Source organism: Bacillus sp. ISL-78, assembly GCF_018613455.1.
In the GTDB taxonomy this organism is placed as follows: domain Bacteria; phylum Bacillota; class Bacilli; order Bacillales; family DSM-1321; genus Peribacillus; species Peribacillus frigoritolerans.
On record NZ_JAGGQC010000027.1, the window covers coordinates 246,948 to 263,152 of the forward strand.

Annotated in this window: 15 protein-coding genes and 1 other RNA gene; 13 read left to right on the plus strand and 3 right to left on the minus strand. The window is 40.1% G+C overall.

Features of this window, described 5'->3' with window-relative positions; genetic code table 11:
* Positions 1-20: 20 nt before the first annotated feature.
* Both J7I96_RS23535 and recU read right to left on the minus strand, forming a co-directional pair.
* Positions 21-2,789 (minus strand): PBP1A family penicillin-binding protein, encoded by a 2,769-nt coding sequence (locus tag J7I96_RS23535; protein WP_214923452.1) that lies wholly within the window; start codon positions 2,787-2,789, stop codon positions 21-23.
* Positions 2,790-2,818: 29 nt separating this feature from the next.
* Positions 2,819-3,430, minus strand: a complete 612-nt coding sequence (recU, locus tag J7I96_RS23540; protein WP_034307899.1) for a Holliday junction resolvase RecU — start codon at positions 3,428-3,430, stop codon at positions 2,819-2,821.
* A gap of 140 nt (positions 3,431-3,570) precedes the next feature.
* On the opposite strand from recU, the gene J7I96_RS23545 reads away from it, so the two are divergent.
* The 4 genes from J7I96_RS23545 (at position 3,571) to J7I96_RS23560 (ending at position 6,242) form a co-directional block, all read left to right on the plus strand.
* On the plus strand, positions 3,571-4,512 hold the full coding sequence (locus tag J7I96_RS23545; RefSeq protein ID WP_251025247.1) for a DUF2515 family protein: 942 nt from the start codon (positions 3,571-3,573) through the stop codon (positions 4,510-4,512).
* A 355-nt stretch (positions 4,513-4,867) separates the two neighbouring features.
* Positions 4,868-5,143, plus strand: coding sequence for a hypothetical protein (locus J7I96_RS23550; protein ID WP_214771987.1), 276 nt, complete (start codon positions 4,868-4,870; stop codon positions 5,141-5,143).
* Between the two features lie 69 nt (positions 5,144-5,212).
* Positions 5,213-5,581, plus strand: a complete 369-nt coding sequence (locus tag J7I96_RS23555; protein WP_214771985.1) for a YppE family protein — start codon at positions 5,213-5,215, stop codon at positions 5,579-5,581.
* 76 nt (positions 5,582-5,657) lie between these two features.
* Entirely contained in the window at positions 5,658-6,242 is a 585-nt protein-coding gene (locus tag J7I96_RS23560; protein WP_251025246.1) for a YppG family protein, read from the plus strand.
* A 70-nt stretch (positions 6,243-6,312) separates the two neighbouring features.
* Here J7I96_RS23560 and J7I96_RS23565 read toward each other — a convergent pair whose 3' ends face one another.
* The gene (locus J7I96_RS23565) at positions 6,313-6,765 is read right to left on the minus strand and encodes an Hsp20/alpha crystallin family protein (RefSeq protein ID WP_214923454.1); all 453 of its coding nucleotides are present in this window, start codon (positions 6,763-6,765) and stop codon (positions 6,313-6,315) included.
* A gap of 141 nt (positions 6,766-6,906) precedes the next feature.
* On the opposite strand from J7I96_RS23565, the gene J7I96_RS23570 reads away from it, so the two are divergent.
* The 9 genes from J7I96_RS23570 (at position 6,907) to J7I96_RS23610 (ending at position 16,047) form a co-directional block, all read left to right on the plus strand.
* Entirely contained in the window at positions 6,907-7,668 is a 762-nt protein-coding gene (locus J7I96_RS23570; RefSeq protein ID WP_214923456.1) for an alpha/beta fold hydrolase, read from the plus strand.
* Positions 7,669-7,790: 122 nt separating this feature from the next.
* Positions 7,791-10,067 (plus strand): DEAD/DEAH box helicase, encoded by a 2,277-nt coding sequence (locus J7I96_RS23575; RefSeq protein WP_214771978.1) that lies wholly within the window; start codon positions 7,791-7,793, stop codon positions 10,065-10,067.
* A 36-nt stretch (positions 10,068-10,103) separates the two neighbouring features.
* Positions 10,104-11,360 carry a ribonuclease H-like domain-containing protein gene (locus J7I96_RS23580; RefSeq protein WP_214771976.1) on the plus strand — a complete coding sequence of 419 codons (1,257 nt, stop codon included), beginning with the start codon at positions 10,104-10,106 and terminating at the stop codon, positions 11,358-11,360.
* Between the two features lie 452 nt (positions 11,361-11,812).
* Complete coding sequence (locus J7I96_RS28160; protein WP_238141512.1) at positions 11,813-12,292, plus strand: CotD family spore coat protein; 480 nt, start codon at positions 11,813-11,815, stop codon at positions 12,290-12,292.
* A gap of 66 nt (positions 12,293-12,358) precedes the next feature.
* Positions 12,359-12,910: an SLOG family protein gene (locus J7I96_RS23590; RefSeq protein ID WP_214771974.1), complete on the plus strand. Its 552-nt coding sequence runs from the start codon at positions 12,359-12,361 to the stop codon at positions 12,908-12,910.
* Positions 12,911-13,109: 199 nt separating this feature from the next.
* Positions 13,110-13,421, plus strand: coding sequence for a cell division regulator GpsB (gpsB, locus tag J7I96_RS23595; protein WP_034307876.1), 312 nt, complete (start codon positions 13,110-13,112; stop codon positions 13,419-13,421).
* An 80-nt stretch (positions 13,422-13,501) separates the two neighbouring features.
* An RNA gene (gene rnpB / locus J7I96_RS23600) (RNase P RNA component class B) lies at positions 13,502-13,891 on the plus strand.
* Between the two features lie 613 nt (positions 13,892-14,504).
* Positions 14,505-15,653, plus strand: coding sequence for a THUMP domain-containing class I SAM-dependent RNA methyltransferase (locus J7I96_RS23605; protein WP_214771970.1), 1,149 nt, complete (start codon positions 14,505-14,507; stop codon positions 15,651-15,653).
* Between the two features lie 193 nt (positions 15,654-15,846).
* Positions 15,847-16,047 (plus strand): cold-shock protein, encoded by a 201-nt coding sequence (locus J7I96_RS23610; RefSeq protein ID WP_034307871.1) that lies wholly within the window; start codon positions 15,847-15,849, stop codon positions 16,045-16,047.
* Positions 16,048-16,205: the final 158 nt, after the last annotated feature.

The following is a 16,205-nucleotide window of genomic DNA, read 5'->3' on the forward strand; positions in this document are numbered from 1 at the left end:
TGTTCATTCTTCATTAATATTTATTCAGTATCTTGGTTTGGATCTGGGTCCGGATTAGGATCGGGAACAGGGGTCTCGACTGGTTTTTCCTCTTCCACCGTTCCAGGGTCAGTGGTACCGTCCCCGCCTTCGACGTCCTCACCATTATTGCCATTTCCGTCATCTGTGTTGTTGCCATTACCATTATTATCACTATTGCCATTATTGCCATTATTGCCGTTATTGCCGTTATTGTCGCTATTGCCGTTATTGCCGTTATTACCGTTATTGTCGTTTTCGCCATTGTTATTTTTGTCTTCGTCTTTTTTGTCTTCGTCTTTTTTGTCTTCTTCGCCTTCAGCCGGAGCTTCTTGTTCCGTATCCTCACCTTCGGCCGGATCTTCAATTTTCTCGTCCTCAGTATCTTCAGGGACTTCCGCTTCAGCAGGTATTTTGACAGATGTACTCGCAGGATCACTTTGTTGGTTATCCACTAATGCTACCACTGAGAAAGTATATTTACTTCCAGGGGTTGGATTAGGAATCGTTAAACTAGTATCCTTCGATTTTTTCAATACGCTCTGTGCGCCGCCGTCAACAGACATCATAACCTCGAATTGGGTATTCCCATTACCTTTAGGATATGACCATGATAAATTGATTTCATTGCTTTCCTGGTTGTAAGAAGCGTTAATGCCAGGAGAGTCGATTTTTTCATATTCTGTCGTCACTTGTGTTGGCTCGTGACCTTTAACATAATATTCATAAGTGATTTTACTGCTTGGTGTATATTCATTGGCTTTAACAGCTGGATTCGAACCTTTGATGACTCCAACCTTCACAACACTGTCAGGTTGATCAAAGTCTTTCGTTTCTTTTGATTGAGCCATATGTTCCATTAAATTCTTAAAGATGTATTTAGGGATTCTTTGAGATGATTCACCCAGATATTCCATTTGCTCACCAGATGCATTATCATAACCAGCCCAAACTGCGACTGTATAATTGGTAGTGTAACCTGCCATCCAGCTATCCTTTACACCCGAAGATGGGATGTTATTCTTTGCACGCTGTTCAGGCGTGAAATTGGTTGACCCGGTTTTACCGGCTACCGGGAGGCTAGGTATATTGGCTAACCTTCCTGTTCCATATGGTTCTTTCATGACGCTTTTCAACATGTCCGTCACGATGAAAGCTGTCGAATCTTTCATGACCGGTTTTGATTCCGTCTTGTTTTTGATGGTTGTTTTATCACGTAAAACAATCTTTTTCACACTATGCGGTTCATTATAAATACCATTGTTTCCGAATGAACTGTATGCACCGGCAAGTTCAAGTGTAGAAACATCCTTACCGCCGCCCAATGCTGCCGATTCGGTAATTTCCTTGTCGAAAGGAATCCCAAGATCAGTGGCAAAGTCACGTGCACGGTCCAAGCCGACTGCTTGAAGCGTTTTTAGGGCAGGAATATTTAATGACCGTGCCAGTGCTTCCCGAGTCGTTACATTGCCATAATGTCGTCCGGAAGCATTTTTAAGTGGTGTTCCATTGCTGTAAGTGTATTCCTCATCCTTGATTTGGTGGTAGGTGGACCAATTTAAATATTCCACGGCAGGACCATAATCCAGAATCGGCTTAATGGTCGAACCAGGTGATCGCTTGGCATCCGTTGCATAATTCCAGCCGCGTTTAACCGTCGTATTCCTGCCGCCGCCCACTGCTTTAATTTCACCAGTTTCTGTATCGAGTAATGTGACTCCGGCTTGGAGATCTTTACTTGGATAATTGATGATTTCATCACTGTTCAACATGTTATAAACATATTCTTGGGCATCTTTATCAATGGTCGTCTGGATTTCCAAACCATCGGTAAATACGTTATAGTCACCCATATCTCCGACTTCCTCAATTACCAAATCGATGAATGCATCATATGCGGTCGTATCGATTTGGCTCTTATCGATTTCTTGAAGTCCTTCTGTTATATCGATGCTTTGTGCATTTTTCATTTCCGTTTCAGTGATATATCCATGTTTGTTCATTAAGTGAAGGACAATATCACGGCGTTCTTTCGCACGTTCAGGGTATTTATACGGGTCATACCTGCTTGGGCTTTGCGGTAATCCTACAAGCATGGCCGCTTCGTTCAATTTCAATTCGTCAAGATCTTTTCCATAATAAGTTTGCGATGCAGTTAAGATCCCGTTGGCACGGTTTGCAAAGAAAATCTTATTCACATACATTTCGAAAATTTCTTCTTTTGTATATTTTCTTTCAAGCTGTATGGATAGCCACATTTCCTGGACTTTCCTTTTAATGGTCTTATCAGGTGTTAAATAAGACCGCTTGATGACCTGCTGGGTCAATGTACTTGCACCCTCTGAGCCGAATCCGTTTTTGAAGTTGGCTATGACGGCACTGCCCAGACGTAAGAAATCGACCCCGTGATGCTCATAAAAGCGGGAATCTTCCGTTGCGAGGAAAGCTTCTTCGACAAGATCGGGTATGTCTTCATAATTTACATAATCCCGGTTTTCCTTTCCGATTTCAGCAAGTAATTTACCATTTTCATCGAGAATCTTTGATGTAACCGGATCTTTCAAAAGCTTTTCGTCAAGTTCTGGAGCGTCGCTTATAAAGTAAGCCATTGCAGCTCCTCCGGCAACCAGGCCTATTATTCCGATTGTAACAAGTATAAGGAAAATCCGCTTAAGCATATTGGTTGGCTTTTTAGGACCTTTATTCTGTCCCTTTTTTTGAGTCTGCCCCTGCTTTCGGCGTTCTTCTCTAGTATTATATTTTTCAGCCATTTTTACAGCTAACCTGCCTTTCTAAAAAACTAAAAATTTTCTGAGATGAGCGAATCTACTACTTTAATATAGTCAATTCTCGGTTGAAAGCCAAGAGTAATCTTTCGTGAACTGCTTTCAACCTCTTGAAGAGTTATAGATTTGCGTCCGCCTTCTTTCATTCTCTTCCAATAAAAACTCAATTGTTCGGAACTCATTAAATATATATCATCCATTGCGGAAAACCGGATGATGACAAACGCAATTCCGTCATGCTGAACGATATGCTTCATATGTTCAATTTGATGGTCATGAAAATTCTTCAGCGGGAACGAACTGCTGTTTTTCGTTTCCTTTGCCTCAAAATCAATGTACTTTCCTTTATAAACACCATTATAATCGGTGGTCGATGCTTGTTTGAAATAAGCTTCTTTAATGACTGCAGCACTTCTTTTCGGATAGTGGACATCGACAATTTGGATGGGTGTCGGTTTTTTATGGATGACGGCAATGCCGTGTGCTAAATAATACTGATTGGTTTCGTTCAAATCGTCTTCCAATGTTTTTCCCCGGTTGCTGTAACTGATTTTTTTTAGTGGACTTTTCTTTTCTTCCATAGCCTGCGGTACAAATCTTCGTCCGTTGGGATAATGAAATGCCACTTTTACCCCTCCTTTTTTCACTTATCTATATTAGCAAAAAAAGAATCCAAAATGTGAATAAAAAGAATTGTTTCTTAGAACGATAGGATTTATGTACAACTATATGTCACAATTCATCGCTATAGAAAGGCTAGATGCGAATGTTAAAGACGGAAAAGCAGTTGCTCCAATCCATAAAAGCCCAAACTGCAAAAGGGAATAGGGATAATATATCAAGAACGAAAGCATATGAACAATTTTTTAGAATCCATCCAGAAATACAATGGTCATTTTTAGCCGGGATGGTTTCCAGGAATGCAGGCTGGAATATGTGTGATCTTGAAGGGATTTGGTTTTCCAATTTACTTGGCCTTAAATACAGGCATCAATTATTCCTAACCTATGAAGAAGCCAACTGGAGGATATTCCAAGATGCATATCCGCAATTACTTCTCTATCATTATTCGACGAAATATGGACGTCCATTGTTTCACTTATGTCATTATTTTTTTATTACCAAATTCATGAAAAACGAATGGCATTCCTTTTGGAAACATGGAAATCGTGAAAAATTAGTCACTGCGCTTATCATAAATGAACAAAATATCATTGAAGAACCGGTTATTAAAAAGCAATCCTTCGTTTTTCATTCTTTGTTATTTTTCCTGCAGGACTGGATGCATTTTAGCACTGTTTTATTTCCTACTTGCAATGGAGAACTGTATGGATCGTCCGTTGCGCATTTTAGAAATATCGATAAAAGGATTGAATTGGGGAAACGGTTGGCTGGGCTTTTATTTTCTGAAGATTTATTTCCACTATTTTATGAATTTTCCTGCAGGACTGAACCAACGGGTGCCAGATATGATTATGAACAATATCGGAAAAAGCCTAGGTACCATGAAACCCCTATGCTGAGAGGAGTATATCCATTGATTCATCATCAAGCAGGGGGGACAGAGCAATGGGATATGAAAAAAAAGGTTAAAAAAAAATGGTTCATTGAACCCAAATGGGAAGAAGACCCGCATTTGACGGAATGGTATGATCATAAACAAAAACAGCTGCACACGGCAGCAATAATCAAAAATTGGATTTTATAATAGGAAACAGGGAAGGCGTCGATGAAGCCTTCCCTGTTTATCGTTCAGTATTTATTACTTACGTAGAGGGGCGGTTTTCTCCACTAAGTTTCGGGTTTCCCGTTCCTGCCTCTTTAGTGGGCGGCTTTTGTCGTTTTTCGTTTTTCTGCTGTCTGCTTTCATTCGACTGCATAAAATCACCTCCTGTCTGTATTCTTGTTTAAAACTCCATTCTTCATTCTGCCATTGTTGTCGAAGGGCATAATAAATTAAGTGAATTGCACTTTCTTTGCCGATTCGCTTCTAGTTTTGTCAGTCATGAAGGGCTTTCAGATAAAAAAAAGAATAGTACAGGTAAAGAATGGGAGGGATCAGCATGGTCAATAAAAGTGTCGCAACAGAAGAGATATTAAGGATGATAGCTGAGATCAGTACCAGCCTGGATCGTTTGGAAATTTCATATGGGGAAACTGTAAATACAGTGCGGTGTAAACTATGGGCGGAACAATATACTTTGGTTAATGAAGCCCAGGAAGCCATTGAGAAAGCCGAGGATTATTGGGTGAATGCTGAAGGTGTGAACCACTCCTTTTCCATTGTTCCGGAAAAAACAATTATAAAACACAAGGTTTTCACTGAAGTGCACGTATAATTCGCAGGAATTTCATTTTATGGAGAACTGGATTATACTAAGGGAAACAAATGTACGGAGGAATATATTGTGCAAAAAGAAAAACTGCAGCTGTTAACAGAACAATTGATTAAATATACGGACCAGGCAGATGATATTTATGAAAGTGTACGCCTGGAAGGAAAGGAAAAGGATTTCTTTTCTGAAGTAAAGCCGTTTGCAGATCAGGTCAGGACCGTATGCATCGAATGGGAAACCGGAATGAAGGAGTGGATGAAAGAAACCGAATTTAGGCATCTTTTCCCCGAGCAAATCGAACAAACCGCCCATAACCTTTCTGATGTGGCCGTTCAGGCATTTTTTCCTAAAACAAGTTATAAGCGATTTAAAAGCCATGTCCAGTCGATCGAATTCATCCTTAATAATGTAAAAATGGAAATCGATCGGATTTTATCATAAAAACACCTACACTTTATTCCTTCTTTTTTCATATATTATCAGAACCATGTAATGAAAAAGAGGAGGGCTTATTGTCATGATGAGATCCGGTTATAACCAAATCTCCCCAAATCAAGGACAGTTTCCTCAATCAATGCCGGAAAATTGGGGAGGATACCAACAGCCAATGCCGTATCCTCCGCCAAATAATCATAATCTCGAACAACCATTTATGTATCCATATCATCACCAGGATACAGGGGGCTATATGACGCCATATCATGATCCTTATCAGCAGGCAGCTTATCACCCATTTCAACCAGTCCCGCAGCAGGCGATGCCTGTTGGAGCTTATCCGGGCAACAGTGTTATGCAGCCAATGGCACACATGCAGCCACTCCAGTCCAATCTTCAGCCGCAAGCTTTTAGTCCGTTCGCAAATCCGTTACAGCCAGCTAAAAGACCTCCGCAAAGTCAGCAGCAGGCTCATAATCCATATCCAAAGCAGCAGTTCATGCAAAAACCCCAGCCATCGGGTTTCAAATCGGTCATGAATCAATTCAAAACACAAGATGGCTCCATGGATATAACGAAGATGATGAACACAGCTGGACAAATGATGAATACAGTTTCCCAAGTATCTTCAATGGTCAAAGGAGTAGGAGGCTTCTTCAAAGCATAGAAGGTGAATAAAAGAAAAAAGCAGACTTACAAGTGACCAGCCACTTTTTTAAGTCTGCTTTTATTCATGCCTAATGGATTTCAATCCGATTCCCCCTGATTTTGGGTAGGTGAAGCGTGAGGATGCCATCGCGATGTCGAGCGGTCACATTTGCTTCATCAATCGGTTTTGGAAAGGAAATGGTTCTTGAAAAAGTACCGGTTGAAACTTCCTTTTGGTACAATCCTTGATTTTTATGCTTTCCATCTACATGCTTTGCAGATATGGTTACGGCATGGGCCAGTACATCAATTGATATTTGGCTGCGTGGAATTCCAGGCAAGGTGGCAGTAAGGGTATATTCTGAATGCGTTTCGTGAATATCAACTGGAAAGCTGCGTTCTTTCGCCGAACCGAAGAAATCGTCAAGAGATTTCAACATGCCTTTAGGAGGCCTTTCGGAAAACAGCCGATCCATTTTGTTAATGAAATGGGAAAAGGGTTCCATTCGATTCCGGTTATTATTTTTTTCAGAAGAGGTCATCACGGTGCTCCTTTCTAAAAAATTCCTTTGCCTATAAGCTATGTGAGGAATGAAGAAATGTGAATGGACTGTTGGGTTTCAGATTCAGGTCCATAGGGAATAACGGTACTGAATGATTAATAAAGGAAATGAGGGATTAATATGACAGATAGCAAGCTTTCCTACATAGATACCGGGAAGGGAAGGGAGACATTGTTGTTTATCCATGGATTTTGCGGAAGCCATGAATATTGGAGTGACATCATTGCTGGATTAAAGGAAGAATACCGGGTTATTGCCGTTGATTTACGGGGACATGGTGCAAGTGAGGAAATAGGGGAGTCTTTCTCGATTGAAGATATGGCTGCTGATATTGCGTCATTTTTGGAAGAACTGGAAATCGGACAGGTATATATGTTTGGTCACTCGCTTGGGGGATATATCACCTTGGCATTCGCAGAAAGGTTTCCTGGGAAATTGTCTGGTTTTTCATTGGTACATTCCACCGCTTTCCCAGATGATGAGACTGGAAAGGCGGGGCGATTAAAATCAGTCGAGAAAATCGAAGGTGAGGGAATCCCTGCTTTCATTGACGGACTTATACCAAAGCTTTTCGCTAATTCCGATGATCCCAATATTGACCATACAAAGGAAATCGGATATAAAACAAGTGAAATTGGTGCGATAGGGTCTTTACATGCCATGAGGAACAGAATAGACAGAAATCATGTTCTCAAAGATACGGAGTTGCCTGTCCTTTTGGTTGCAGGTGAAAAGGATAAGGTGATTCCCGTTGAAAAAACCTTTTCTGTAAAAGGGAGCCGTATTAATGAAGTAATACTTAAGGGCAGCGGCCATATGGGAATGTTGGAAGCTCCAGGCAGACTAATTGAAGAAATCATTCGCTTTGTCGAGAAGAATTAAGTGAAAAAAATGACCGGGCTGGAAACGAGATGTTGACGTTTCTAGCTTTTTTTTTGAATAGGAAATAGTTTCCCTTTTGCATAGAACGTTCATTCGGTAGAATAGGAGTATGAGGTGGTTAAATGAAACTGCGAAAAAATTTACTGGAAGTCATCAAGGATCTAAAAACAAATGAAGATTTTAAAGATAATATAGTACATTGGCAAGTCATTGAAGCAAAAGAGGCAAAACATGTTCCTTTTCCCGAAGCAATGAATGATAAGATCAAGCATGCTCTTGAAATACGGGGGATAAATGGGTTGTATACCCATCAGGCTACTGCATTTGATACTGCTGTCAGCGGCAATAGCCTTGTAGCGGTCACACCTACTGCTTCTGGTAAAACATTATGCTATAATTTGCCGGTCCTTCAAAAAATACTGGAAGATGAAAAAACCAGGGCGCTTTATATTTTTCCGACAAAAGCACTGAGCTATGATCAAAAAAGCGAATTGAATGAAATGATCCATGAAATGGATGCTGAAATAAATAGTTATACATACGACGGGGACACACCTTCAAATATCAGGCAAAAAATCCGCCAGGCCGGACATATCGTGATCACCAATCCTGATATGCTCCATTCAGGAATCCTGCCCCATCATACGAAATGGGTCTCTTTATTTGAAAACTTGAAGTATGTGGTCATCGATGAACTTCATATTTACCGCGGCGTTTTCGGAAGTCATACAGCCAACGTCATTAGAAGGTTAAAGAGGATTTGCAATTTTTATGGAAGCGACCCTGTATTCATCTGTACTTCCGCTACGATCAATAACCCAAAAGAGTTGGCAGAAGAGCTTACGGAAAAACAAATGGTCCTTATCGATAATAACGGAGCCCCGAGTGGGAAAAAACATTTTGTGTTTTACAATCCCCCAATAGTCAATAAACCGCTGAACATACGCAGGAGTGCGGTTTTGGAAGTCAGGAAGCTTGCAAATGAATTTTTGAAAAATAAAATTCAAACCATCGTTTTTGCGCGAAGCAGGGTTCGTGTGGAAATTCTATTGACATATTTACAGGAACTTGTGTCAAAGCAATTGGGGCCAAAATCAATCAGGGGCTATCGCGGCGGATATCTGCCAACACAGCGTAGGGAGATTGAACAAGGCCTTAGGGATGGTTCCATTTATGGAGTGGTATCCACAAATGCACTTGAGTTGGGTGTCGATATCGGCCAGCTTCAGGTTTGCATAATGACTGGTTACCCGGGATCCATTTCGAGTGCCTGGCAACAGGCGGGACGTGCGGGAAGAAGGCATGGTGAAGCATTGATCATCATGGTTGGCAGTTCCAGTGCCCTTGATCAATATATCGTACAGCATCCCGACTATTTCTTTACCAGAAATCCAGAAACGGCAAGAATCAATCCGGATAATCTTTTGATCCTGGTTGATCATGTAAAATGTGCAGCATATGAGCTGCCATTTAAAAAAGGCGACACCTTTGGGGAAACAGAGATTATGGACGTTCTTGAATTCCTTACAGAAGAAAGGGTCTTACACTTGAATGGGGACAAATGGCATTGGATGAATGATGCTTTTCCCGCAAGCAATATCAGCCTGCGTTCAGCGGCACAGGAAAATGTCGTGATCATCGACCAAACGAATGCACCGGTTAATCGGGTCATCGGGGAAATGGATACGTTCAGTGCAATGACCCTTCTCCACGATGAAGCCATTTATTTGCACCAGGGAATTCAATTTCAGGTGGAAGAACTTGATTGGGATGAAAAGAAAGCTTATGTACGAGAAGTAAATGTGGACTATTATACGGATGCTAACCTTGCTGTCCAGTTGTCTGTATTGGAAGTCGATAAACAGCGAACTTTCGCTTCCACAGCAGCTGCTTTTGGTGATGTCGCAATCCGGGCAATGCCTACGATCTTCAAGAAAATCAAATTCGAAACTCATGAAAATATTGGTTCAGGACCAATCAGTCTTCCGGAGATGGAGCTGCATACGAGTTCGGCCATGCTTTCCATGGATTCTGATATATTCAATTGGGACGAAAATCGAATAGAACAAGGAATGATAGGAGCCTCCCATGCTCTAAATTACATGATTCCGCTATATGTTATGTGCGATCCGCATGATATCCATGTGTATCCGCAGGTTAAGGCAGCGCATAATGAAAAACCGACCATTTTCATCTATGATAGTTATCCAGGTGGCATAGGGTTAAGTGATAAAGTATATGAAAACTCAGAAGTCATCCTGATGGAAACAATATCAATGATCGAGAATTGCACTTGTGAAAGCGGCTGTCCCTCCTGTATCGGAACGGAATCCGCAACGAAAACAGCCAAGAGTGATGCCAAACAATTATTAGGTCAATTTTGTAAGCAAAAACATTAATAGATTACAGGGATCCGTGAAAAGAGGCGTAATTTCATGTCTTTAAAAAATAAACTAAACCGTATGAAAACCCATATGAACCTAGAGAAACATACTTCTCCTATAGAAGTAATCGACCAGAAAGAGAATGAAGAAATTCCTTACTTTGAAAAGTGGCTGGAGAACGATACCGTTTCCTTTCATTTCGATGGTGACTATTGTTTCATTAGGGAAGTCCGCTACCCTATAAATCACAAACACGGCTTATATGCATTTTCCGAGTTGAAAAAGGTCGTAAAAGAGTGGAATCAAGCTTCATTGGAGCATCCACTCTCCGCCAAGGGCGTTAAAAGTGAAGATCTGTTTTTCTTCGATACGGAAACGACAGGGCTTGGAGGCGGAGCGGGCAATACCATTTTTTTACTTGGCTATGCCTATTTAGAAGGTGAAGAAGTTGTCGTGAAGCAACATATCCTTCCGCAGCCAGGAAGTGAAATCCCGCTTTATCAAAGCTTTCTGGAAAACATCAATTACGAAACCCTTGTCACATATAATGGTAAATCCTTTGATTGGCCTCAGCTGAAAACAAGACATACCTTAATAAAAGAACATGTACCAAAACTACCGGAGTTCGGACATTTCGATTTGTATCATGCTTCAAGGCGCCTTTGGAGAAACAAATTGGAGCGAGTGAAATTATCTGCGGTCGAAACAGATATTCTAGGTGTACATAGAGAGGATGATATTCCTGGATATTTGGCGCCGATGATTTATTTTGATTTTGTTGAGAGGAAGAATCCGGAAATTCTGTTTGGGATCATGAAGCATAATGAATGGGATATCTTATCACTGATCACATTGTATATTCATTTGTCTCGAAAAATCCTCCAAATCGATGGATATACGGAAGAGTCCATGGAGATTGCACGATGGCTCGATTATTTGGGGAAAAAAGAGGAGTCAGTTGAGACATATCAAAAAATATTGGAATCGGGAAGTGAGGAAGATCGAATAATGGCTGGTCATGCCTTAGCTTTCCAGAAAAAGAAGCTAAAACAATTCAATGAAGCTTTGGAGATTTGGAAGGAAGTTGCCTTAAAAGGGAATGTGCAAATAAGGATAAAGGCACAGATTGAATGTGCAAAATTATACGAACATCAATTTAAGGAAGTCGGCCATGCTCTAAAATGTTCAATAATCGCCCATCAAGAGATGGTAAGAGAAGGGATCACTCAGGAAAAAAAACAATTGGAATTGGAAAAGAGGATTCGGCGGCTCGAAAAGAAAGAAGGTTCAAAGGATATTTCTGTATAAAATAAAGGAATGAGAATGGTCTTTTAGTGCAAAAGGATGAAAATAAAAAATATGTATACAATTATTGTAGCCTTCAACTATTGTGTGTAAAATGGAAAGAGTTGAGGGTGAAATTCCAAGCGTTCATTTCATACCTTTACATCAAATAAAATTAAGGTGAAAGCGGAGCGGAGAAATGTATAAAACGACTTTATTTCTATTTTTTGTTGTCCTTTGTTTAACGATAGTTTTATTTACTTCATTAAAAGACAGTCTCTATTCCTTTTTGTAGAAAATTAACCTCTATATTTGAAGAGATAGCATTCATATAATAGTGTACTTATCGACAGCCATACATCGTTTTATACTTATTCTGTATAATTAGGTCATTTCATCAGTACACGTATCCCCTTTTTTTCATAGTCTATAATGGTAAGACTAAACTTATCATGATGAAAGGGGACGTATTATAAATGTATTTTCGTAATAGTGGAGGAAATAACCCCAACGTAATGGGTGCATACAACAATGTAATGGGCGCATCCAACAATGTGATGGGAGCATACGGGAACGCACCTGGAGTAATGGGCGCATCAACCGGTAAACAGAACAACGTAATGGGAGCGTCAACTGGTAAAAAGTCCAACGTAATGGGAGCCTATAGTCCATCGGCAGTGTCTCCAGCGCAATATGGTCCAACACAAACATCTCCATCTCAAGTTGCCCCAGCGCAAGTCTCTCCGACACAGCAATTTGTCAATACGAATGTATCGAACACAGTGATTCCTGTCGTTCATCCATCACATACTACAAATGTCAATAAACATGTGAACACATTTAAGCATTATTTCCCGCATACTCAATCCGTTGTGAACGAGTGCTATAATCAACACTTGATTTGTGGAAGGCCGCCGCAAAACCCATGCTGTCCGCCTAGGCATTTTGGATACTAAAAAATAAGGGCTTATTAAGCCCTTATTTTCTTACATAATCATGTTAAAAGGGAGATTGACTATGCAATGAAGGTTTTGTATATGACCGGCTACAAAGCTTTTGAATTCGGGATATTTAAAAATGACCATGAAGCCGTAAAATATATAAAGAAAGCGATGAAACAGCGTCTCCTGCCATTGGTGGAAGATGGGCTGGAATGGGTGATCATCTCAGGTCAGTTGGGTACGGAACTATGGGGTGCCGAAGTGGTTTTCGAATTACAGGAAGAATTTCATCAGCTAAAATTAGGGGTGCTTACTCCTTTCCTGAAACAGGAAGAATCATGGAATGAAACGAACCAAGAGTTTTACCAATCCATATTGGCCCGTGCCGATTTTGTTGAATCCATTTTCAACAAACCATATGAAGGGCCCGAACAGCTTAAAATCAAAAATAGGTATATGGTCCATAAAAGTGATGCCATGCTCATCATTTTCGAAGCCGAAAAAGAAGGATCAGCCAGATATCCTTATTTCGAAGCGATGAAAAAAGCTGAAACACAGCCATACCCCATCTTTCAGATAAACTTTGATGATTTGCAATCGGCTGCGGAAGAAGCGAGCTGGTCCGAAGAATGAGAGAAAATAATTATGGATTAAAAGTTGTTTCTAAAGCATAATCATATTATTATGAAATTTAGATACAGTTTTAATGGGATTACATACCGTTCACTGAAACAGTAAGATACAAAAAGGTGTTTCGTTGACAAACCCAAGCAGATTTGAAAAAATAATAAAAAAGTCGATTGTATTGGCGAAAGTATTGAGGTGAAGTCTTATGCTATCCGATAAGATAAAATTAACGGCTAAAGATATTCTTGAAAAAGATTTTAAAACAGCCATGCGCGGGTATAAACCTGAAGATGTGGATCAATTCCTGGATCTGATCATTAAAGATTATGAAGTGTTCCATCAGGAAATTGAAGATCTTAAACAAGAAAATCTTAAATTGAAAAAACAAGCCGACGAGAGTACAAAACGTCCAAATCAACCTGCTCCAAGTGCTACCCCGGGAACCACTAACTTTGACATCCTTAAACGGTTATCCAACTTGGAAAAGCACGTTTTTGGTAACAAGCTTTTTGATTGAGGTTTTGCATTGTAAAAATGAAAATTATTTTGGTATTGTGTTTTCGTGAATAATGGAGTATAATCAATTATGTTATGTTAACGTTTGGGTAATTGCTGCTGCATTTATGCAGTAGAGGAAAGTCCATGCTCGCACGGACTGCGATGTCCGTAGTGTTCGTGCCTGGCGAAAAAATAAGCTTGGGCAGCAATCTTGGATTGCTGACGGCTGGGAAAATGCCTAAGTCCTTTTGGATATGGCATGAATACCTATAAAAGTGCCACAGTGACGTAGCCTTTACAGAAATGTAAAGGGTGGAACGAGGTAAACCCCACGAGCGAGAAACCCAAATTAATGGTAGGGGCGCTTTCTTCCTTGGAAATGAACGAGGAGAAGGACAGGAGCACTTGCTTCTGTAGATAGATGATTACCGCCGAAGTACGAGACGCGAGTCGCTTGCAGTACTGAGGAACAAAACATGGCTTACAAAACGTTATCATATTACACCAAAAGCACAACTCTCCTTTTAAAAGGAGAGTTTTTGTTTATGGAGATTGGCCTTATATAAAAAGATTGGGCATTTCCATTTATTTTTCGTTTTCTGAAACTCCGCTGTGTTAAACTTAGAACTTGGCAAGTTTTTCATACCCTTCGAAAAGTGTTCAGCGGATAGAAAATAGCTTGAATGAAGTCTTCGGAAACGTTTTTAAAAATAGTGTTGGAATGTTAAGCATTTCTTTGATTCTGGGTATCCTATTTATAAAGGTTCCCTATCTTCTGTTTGCCATAAAAATGAAGGTGGATAATGGATGGGAACCATACATAATTGGTTTGGATGAATTCAATCATATAATTGCAGCGAGTATCTTAAGGTGCAGTGATAATAAGGTAAAGTCTCACGGTAATCCATAATTGTTCCAGCTATATGATCATGATAGAAGCTTGGCCAACAATGAAGAATTCTAGCGACAAGATAAAAGGCGGTAGACCTTTTAAATAAGGTTTACATGTAAAAAATCAATGCCTGCTTCTAAAATACATAAATGAAGAAATTCATGAAAAGGTGCCATTGATTTGGATTAATGGAAAGAAGGTGCAGAATAAATGAAACAATTCGATATTATCGCAACATCAGCAATGGGATTGGAATCAATTGTTGCCAAGGAGGTTCGGGATCTTGGTTACGATTGTCAAGTCGAAAATGGTAAAATCACGTATAAAGGTGATCAATCCGCCATTGCCCGCTCTAATTTATGGCTGCGCACTGCCGATAGGGTGAAAATTAAAGTCGCGGAATTTAAAGCATATTCATTTGATGAGTTGTTTGAAAAAACAAAGGCATTGAATTGGGAGGATTACTTATCGGCCGATGTCGAATTCCCCGTGAGTGGAAAATCCGTTAAGTCAAAACTATACAGTGTCTCTGATTGTCAGGCGATTGTCAAAAAGGCAATTGTTGATAGATTGAAAAGTAAATACAAGCAAGTGTCTTGGTTTGCCGAGACTGGTCCTTTGTTTAAAATTGAAGTATCTATTTTAAAAGATGTTGTGACACTTACCATAGACACTTCGGGTGCAGGTCTGCATAAACGGGGATATCGAACCGGGCAGGGAGAGGCGCCTCTTAAAGAAACATTGGCGGCTGCGTTAATCATGCTGACCAATTGGAAAGCGGATAAACCTTTCATAGATCCATTTTGTGGATCTGGAACGATTCCCATCGAGGCGGCCTTAATTGGTCAGAACATAGCACCTGGGTTTAATAGGGAATTCGTATCTGAAACTTGGTCATGGATGGACAGCAAGGTTTGGGATGAAGCACGGATCGAGGCTGAAGATTTAGCCGATTATGATCAGTACTTGGACATATCCGGTTGTGATATTGACCATCGAATGGTCGATATAGCTAAAGCTAATAGTTTTGAAGCCGGTCTTGGTGATCTGATCGAATTCAAACAAATGCAGGTGAGGGATATCTCGACCAGGAAAGAGTATGGTGTCATTGTCGGGAACCCGCCTTATGGAGAACGTCTTGGTGAGAAAAAAGCGGTTGAGCAGATGTATAGGGAAATGGGCCAAGCCTTCAAGAAGCTTGATACATGGTCAGTATACATGATTACCTCCAACCCTGACTTCGAACAGCATTATGGTAAGCCTGCAACGAAAAAAAGGAAATTGTTCAATGGTTTCATCCGTGCTGACCTTTATCAATATTGGGGGAAAAGGCCGCCAAGACAGCCTCAAGGTGAATAAGTAGGTAGAATATAACGGAGGATTCTGATAGTCAGGACGATTTATTCATAATAGGTTCCAGTCTTGCTTATCATTTCCTTTTCTGTTATTCTAATAATGAATTATTTTTGTTCAAATTTAAGGAATACCTTAATATTCTTTTGAGCAAGGATAGTAATATAATGTGTGGAGAACACACTAGGAGGCAACAAAAATGGAACAAGGTAAAGTAAAATGGTTTAACGCAGAAAAAGGTTTTGGATTCATCGAACGTGAAGGTGGAGACGATGTATTCGTACATTTCTCAGCTATCCAAGGCGAAGGTTTCAAAACTCTTGAAGAAGGCCAAGACGTTACATTTGATGTAGAACAAGGTCAACGTGGACCACAAGCATCAAACGTAAACAAAGCTTAATTCAACCCTATATTATTTACAGACAGGCTCTCTTTTGGAGCCTGTCTTTTATTTTACGAATGGGGCAACGAGGCAGCATACATAGAAAAAACATACATAATACGTTTCATTTTCTAATGGTTGGTAAATATCTTGACTATTAATGTGAAATAAAGGAT

Excerpts from the sequence above, each read along its gene's own strand:
- J7I96_RS23535 (WP_214923452.1), bottom strand. The coding sequence starts at position 2,789 with ATGGCTGAAAAATATAATACTAGAGAAGAACGCCGAAAGCAGGGGCAG.
- J7I96_RS23545 (WP_251025247.1), top strand. The coding sequence starts at position 3,571 with ATGTTAAAGACGGAAAAGCAGTTGCTCCAATCCATAAAAGCCCAAACT.
- J7I96_RS23550 (WP_214771987.1), top strand. The coding sequence starts at position 4,868 with ATGGTCAATAAAAGTGTCGCAACAGAAGAGATATTAAGGATGATAGCT.
- J7I96_RS23560 (WP_251025246.1), top strand. The coding sequence starts at position 5,658 with ATGATGAGATCCGGTTATAACCAAATCTCCCCAAATCAAGGACAGTTT.
- J7I96_RS23565 (WP_214923454.1), bottom strand. The coding sequence starts at position 6,765 with ATGACCTCTTCTGAAAAAAATAATAACCGGAATCGAATGGAACCCTTT.
- J7I96_RS23570 (WP_214923456.1), top strand. The coding sequence starts at position 6,907 with ATGACAGATAGCAAGCTTTCCTACATAGATACCGGGAAGGGAAGGGAG.
- J7I96_RS23575 (WP_214771978.1), top strand. The coding sequence starts at position 7,791 with ATGAAACTGCGAAAAAATTTACTGGAAGTCATCAAGGATCTAAAAACA.
- J7I96_RS23580 (WP_214771976.1), top strand. The coding sequence starts at position 10,104 with ATGTCTTTAAAAAATAAACTAAACCGTATGAAAACCCATATGAACCTA.
- J7I96_RS28160 (WP_238141512.1), top strand. The coding sequence starts at position 11,813 with ATGTATTTTCGTAATAGTGGAGGAAATAACCCCAACGTAATGGGTGCA.
- J7I96_RS23590 (WP_214771974.1), top strand. The coding sequence starts at position 12,359 with ATGAAGGTTTTGTATATGACCGGCTACAAAGCTTTTGAATTCGGGATA.
- gpsB (WP_034307876.1), top strand. The coding sequence starts at position 13,110 with ATGCTATCCGATAAGATAAAATTAACGGCTAAAGATATTCTTGAAAAA.
- J7I96_RS23605 (WP_214771970.1), top strand. The coding sequence starts at position 14,505 with ATGAAACAATTCGATATTATCGCAACATCAGCAATGGGATTGGAATCA.
- J7I96_RS23610 (WP_034307871.1), top strand. The coding sequence starts at position 15,847 with ATGGAACAAGGTAAAGTAAAATGGTTTAACGCAGAAAAAGGTTTTGGA.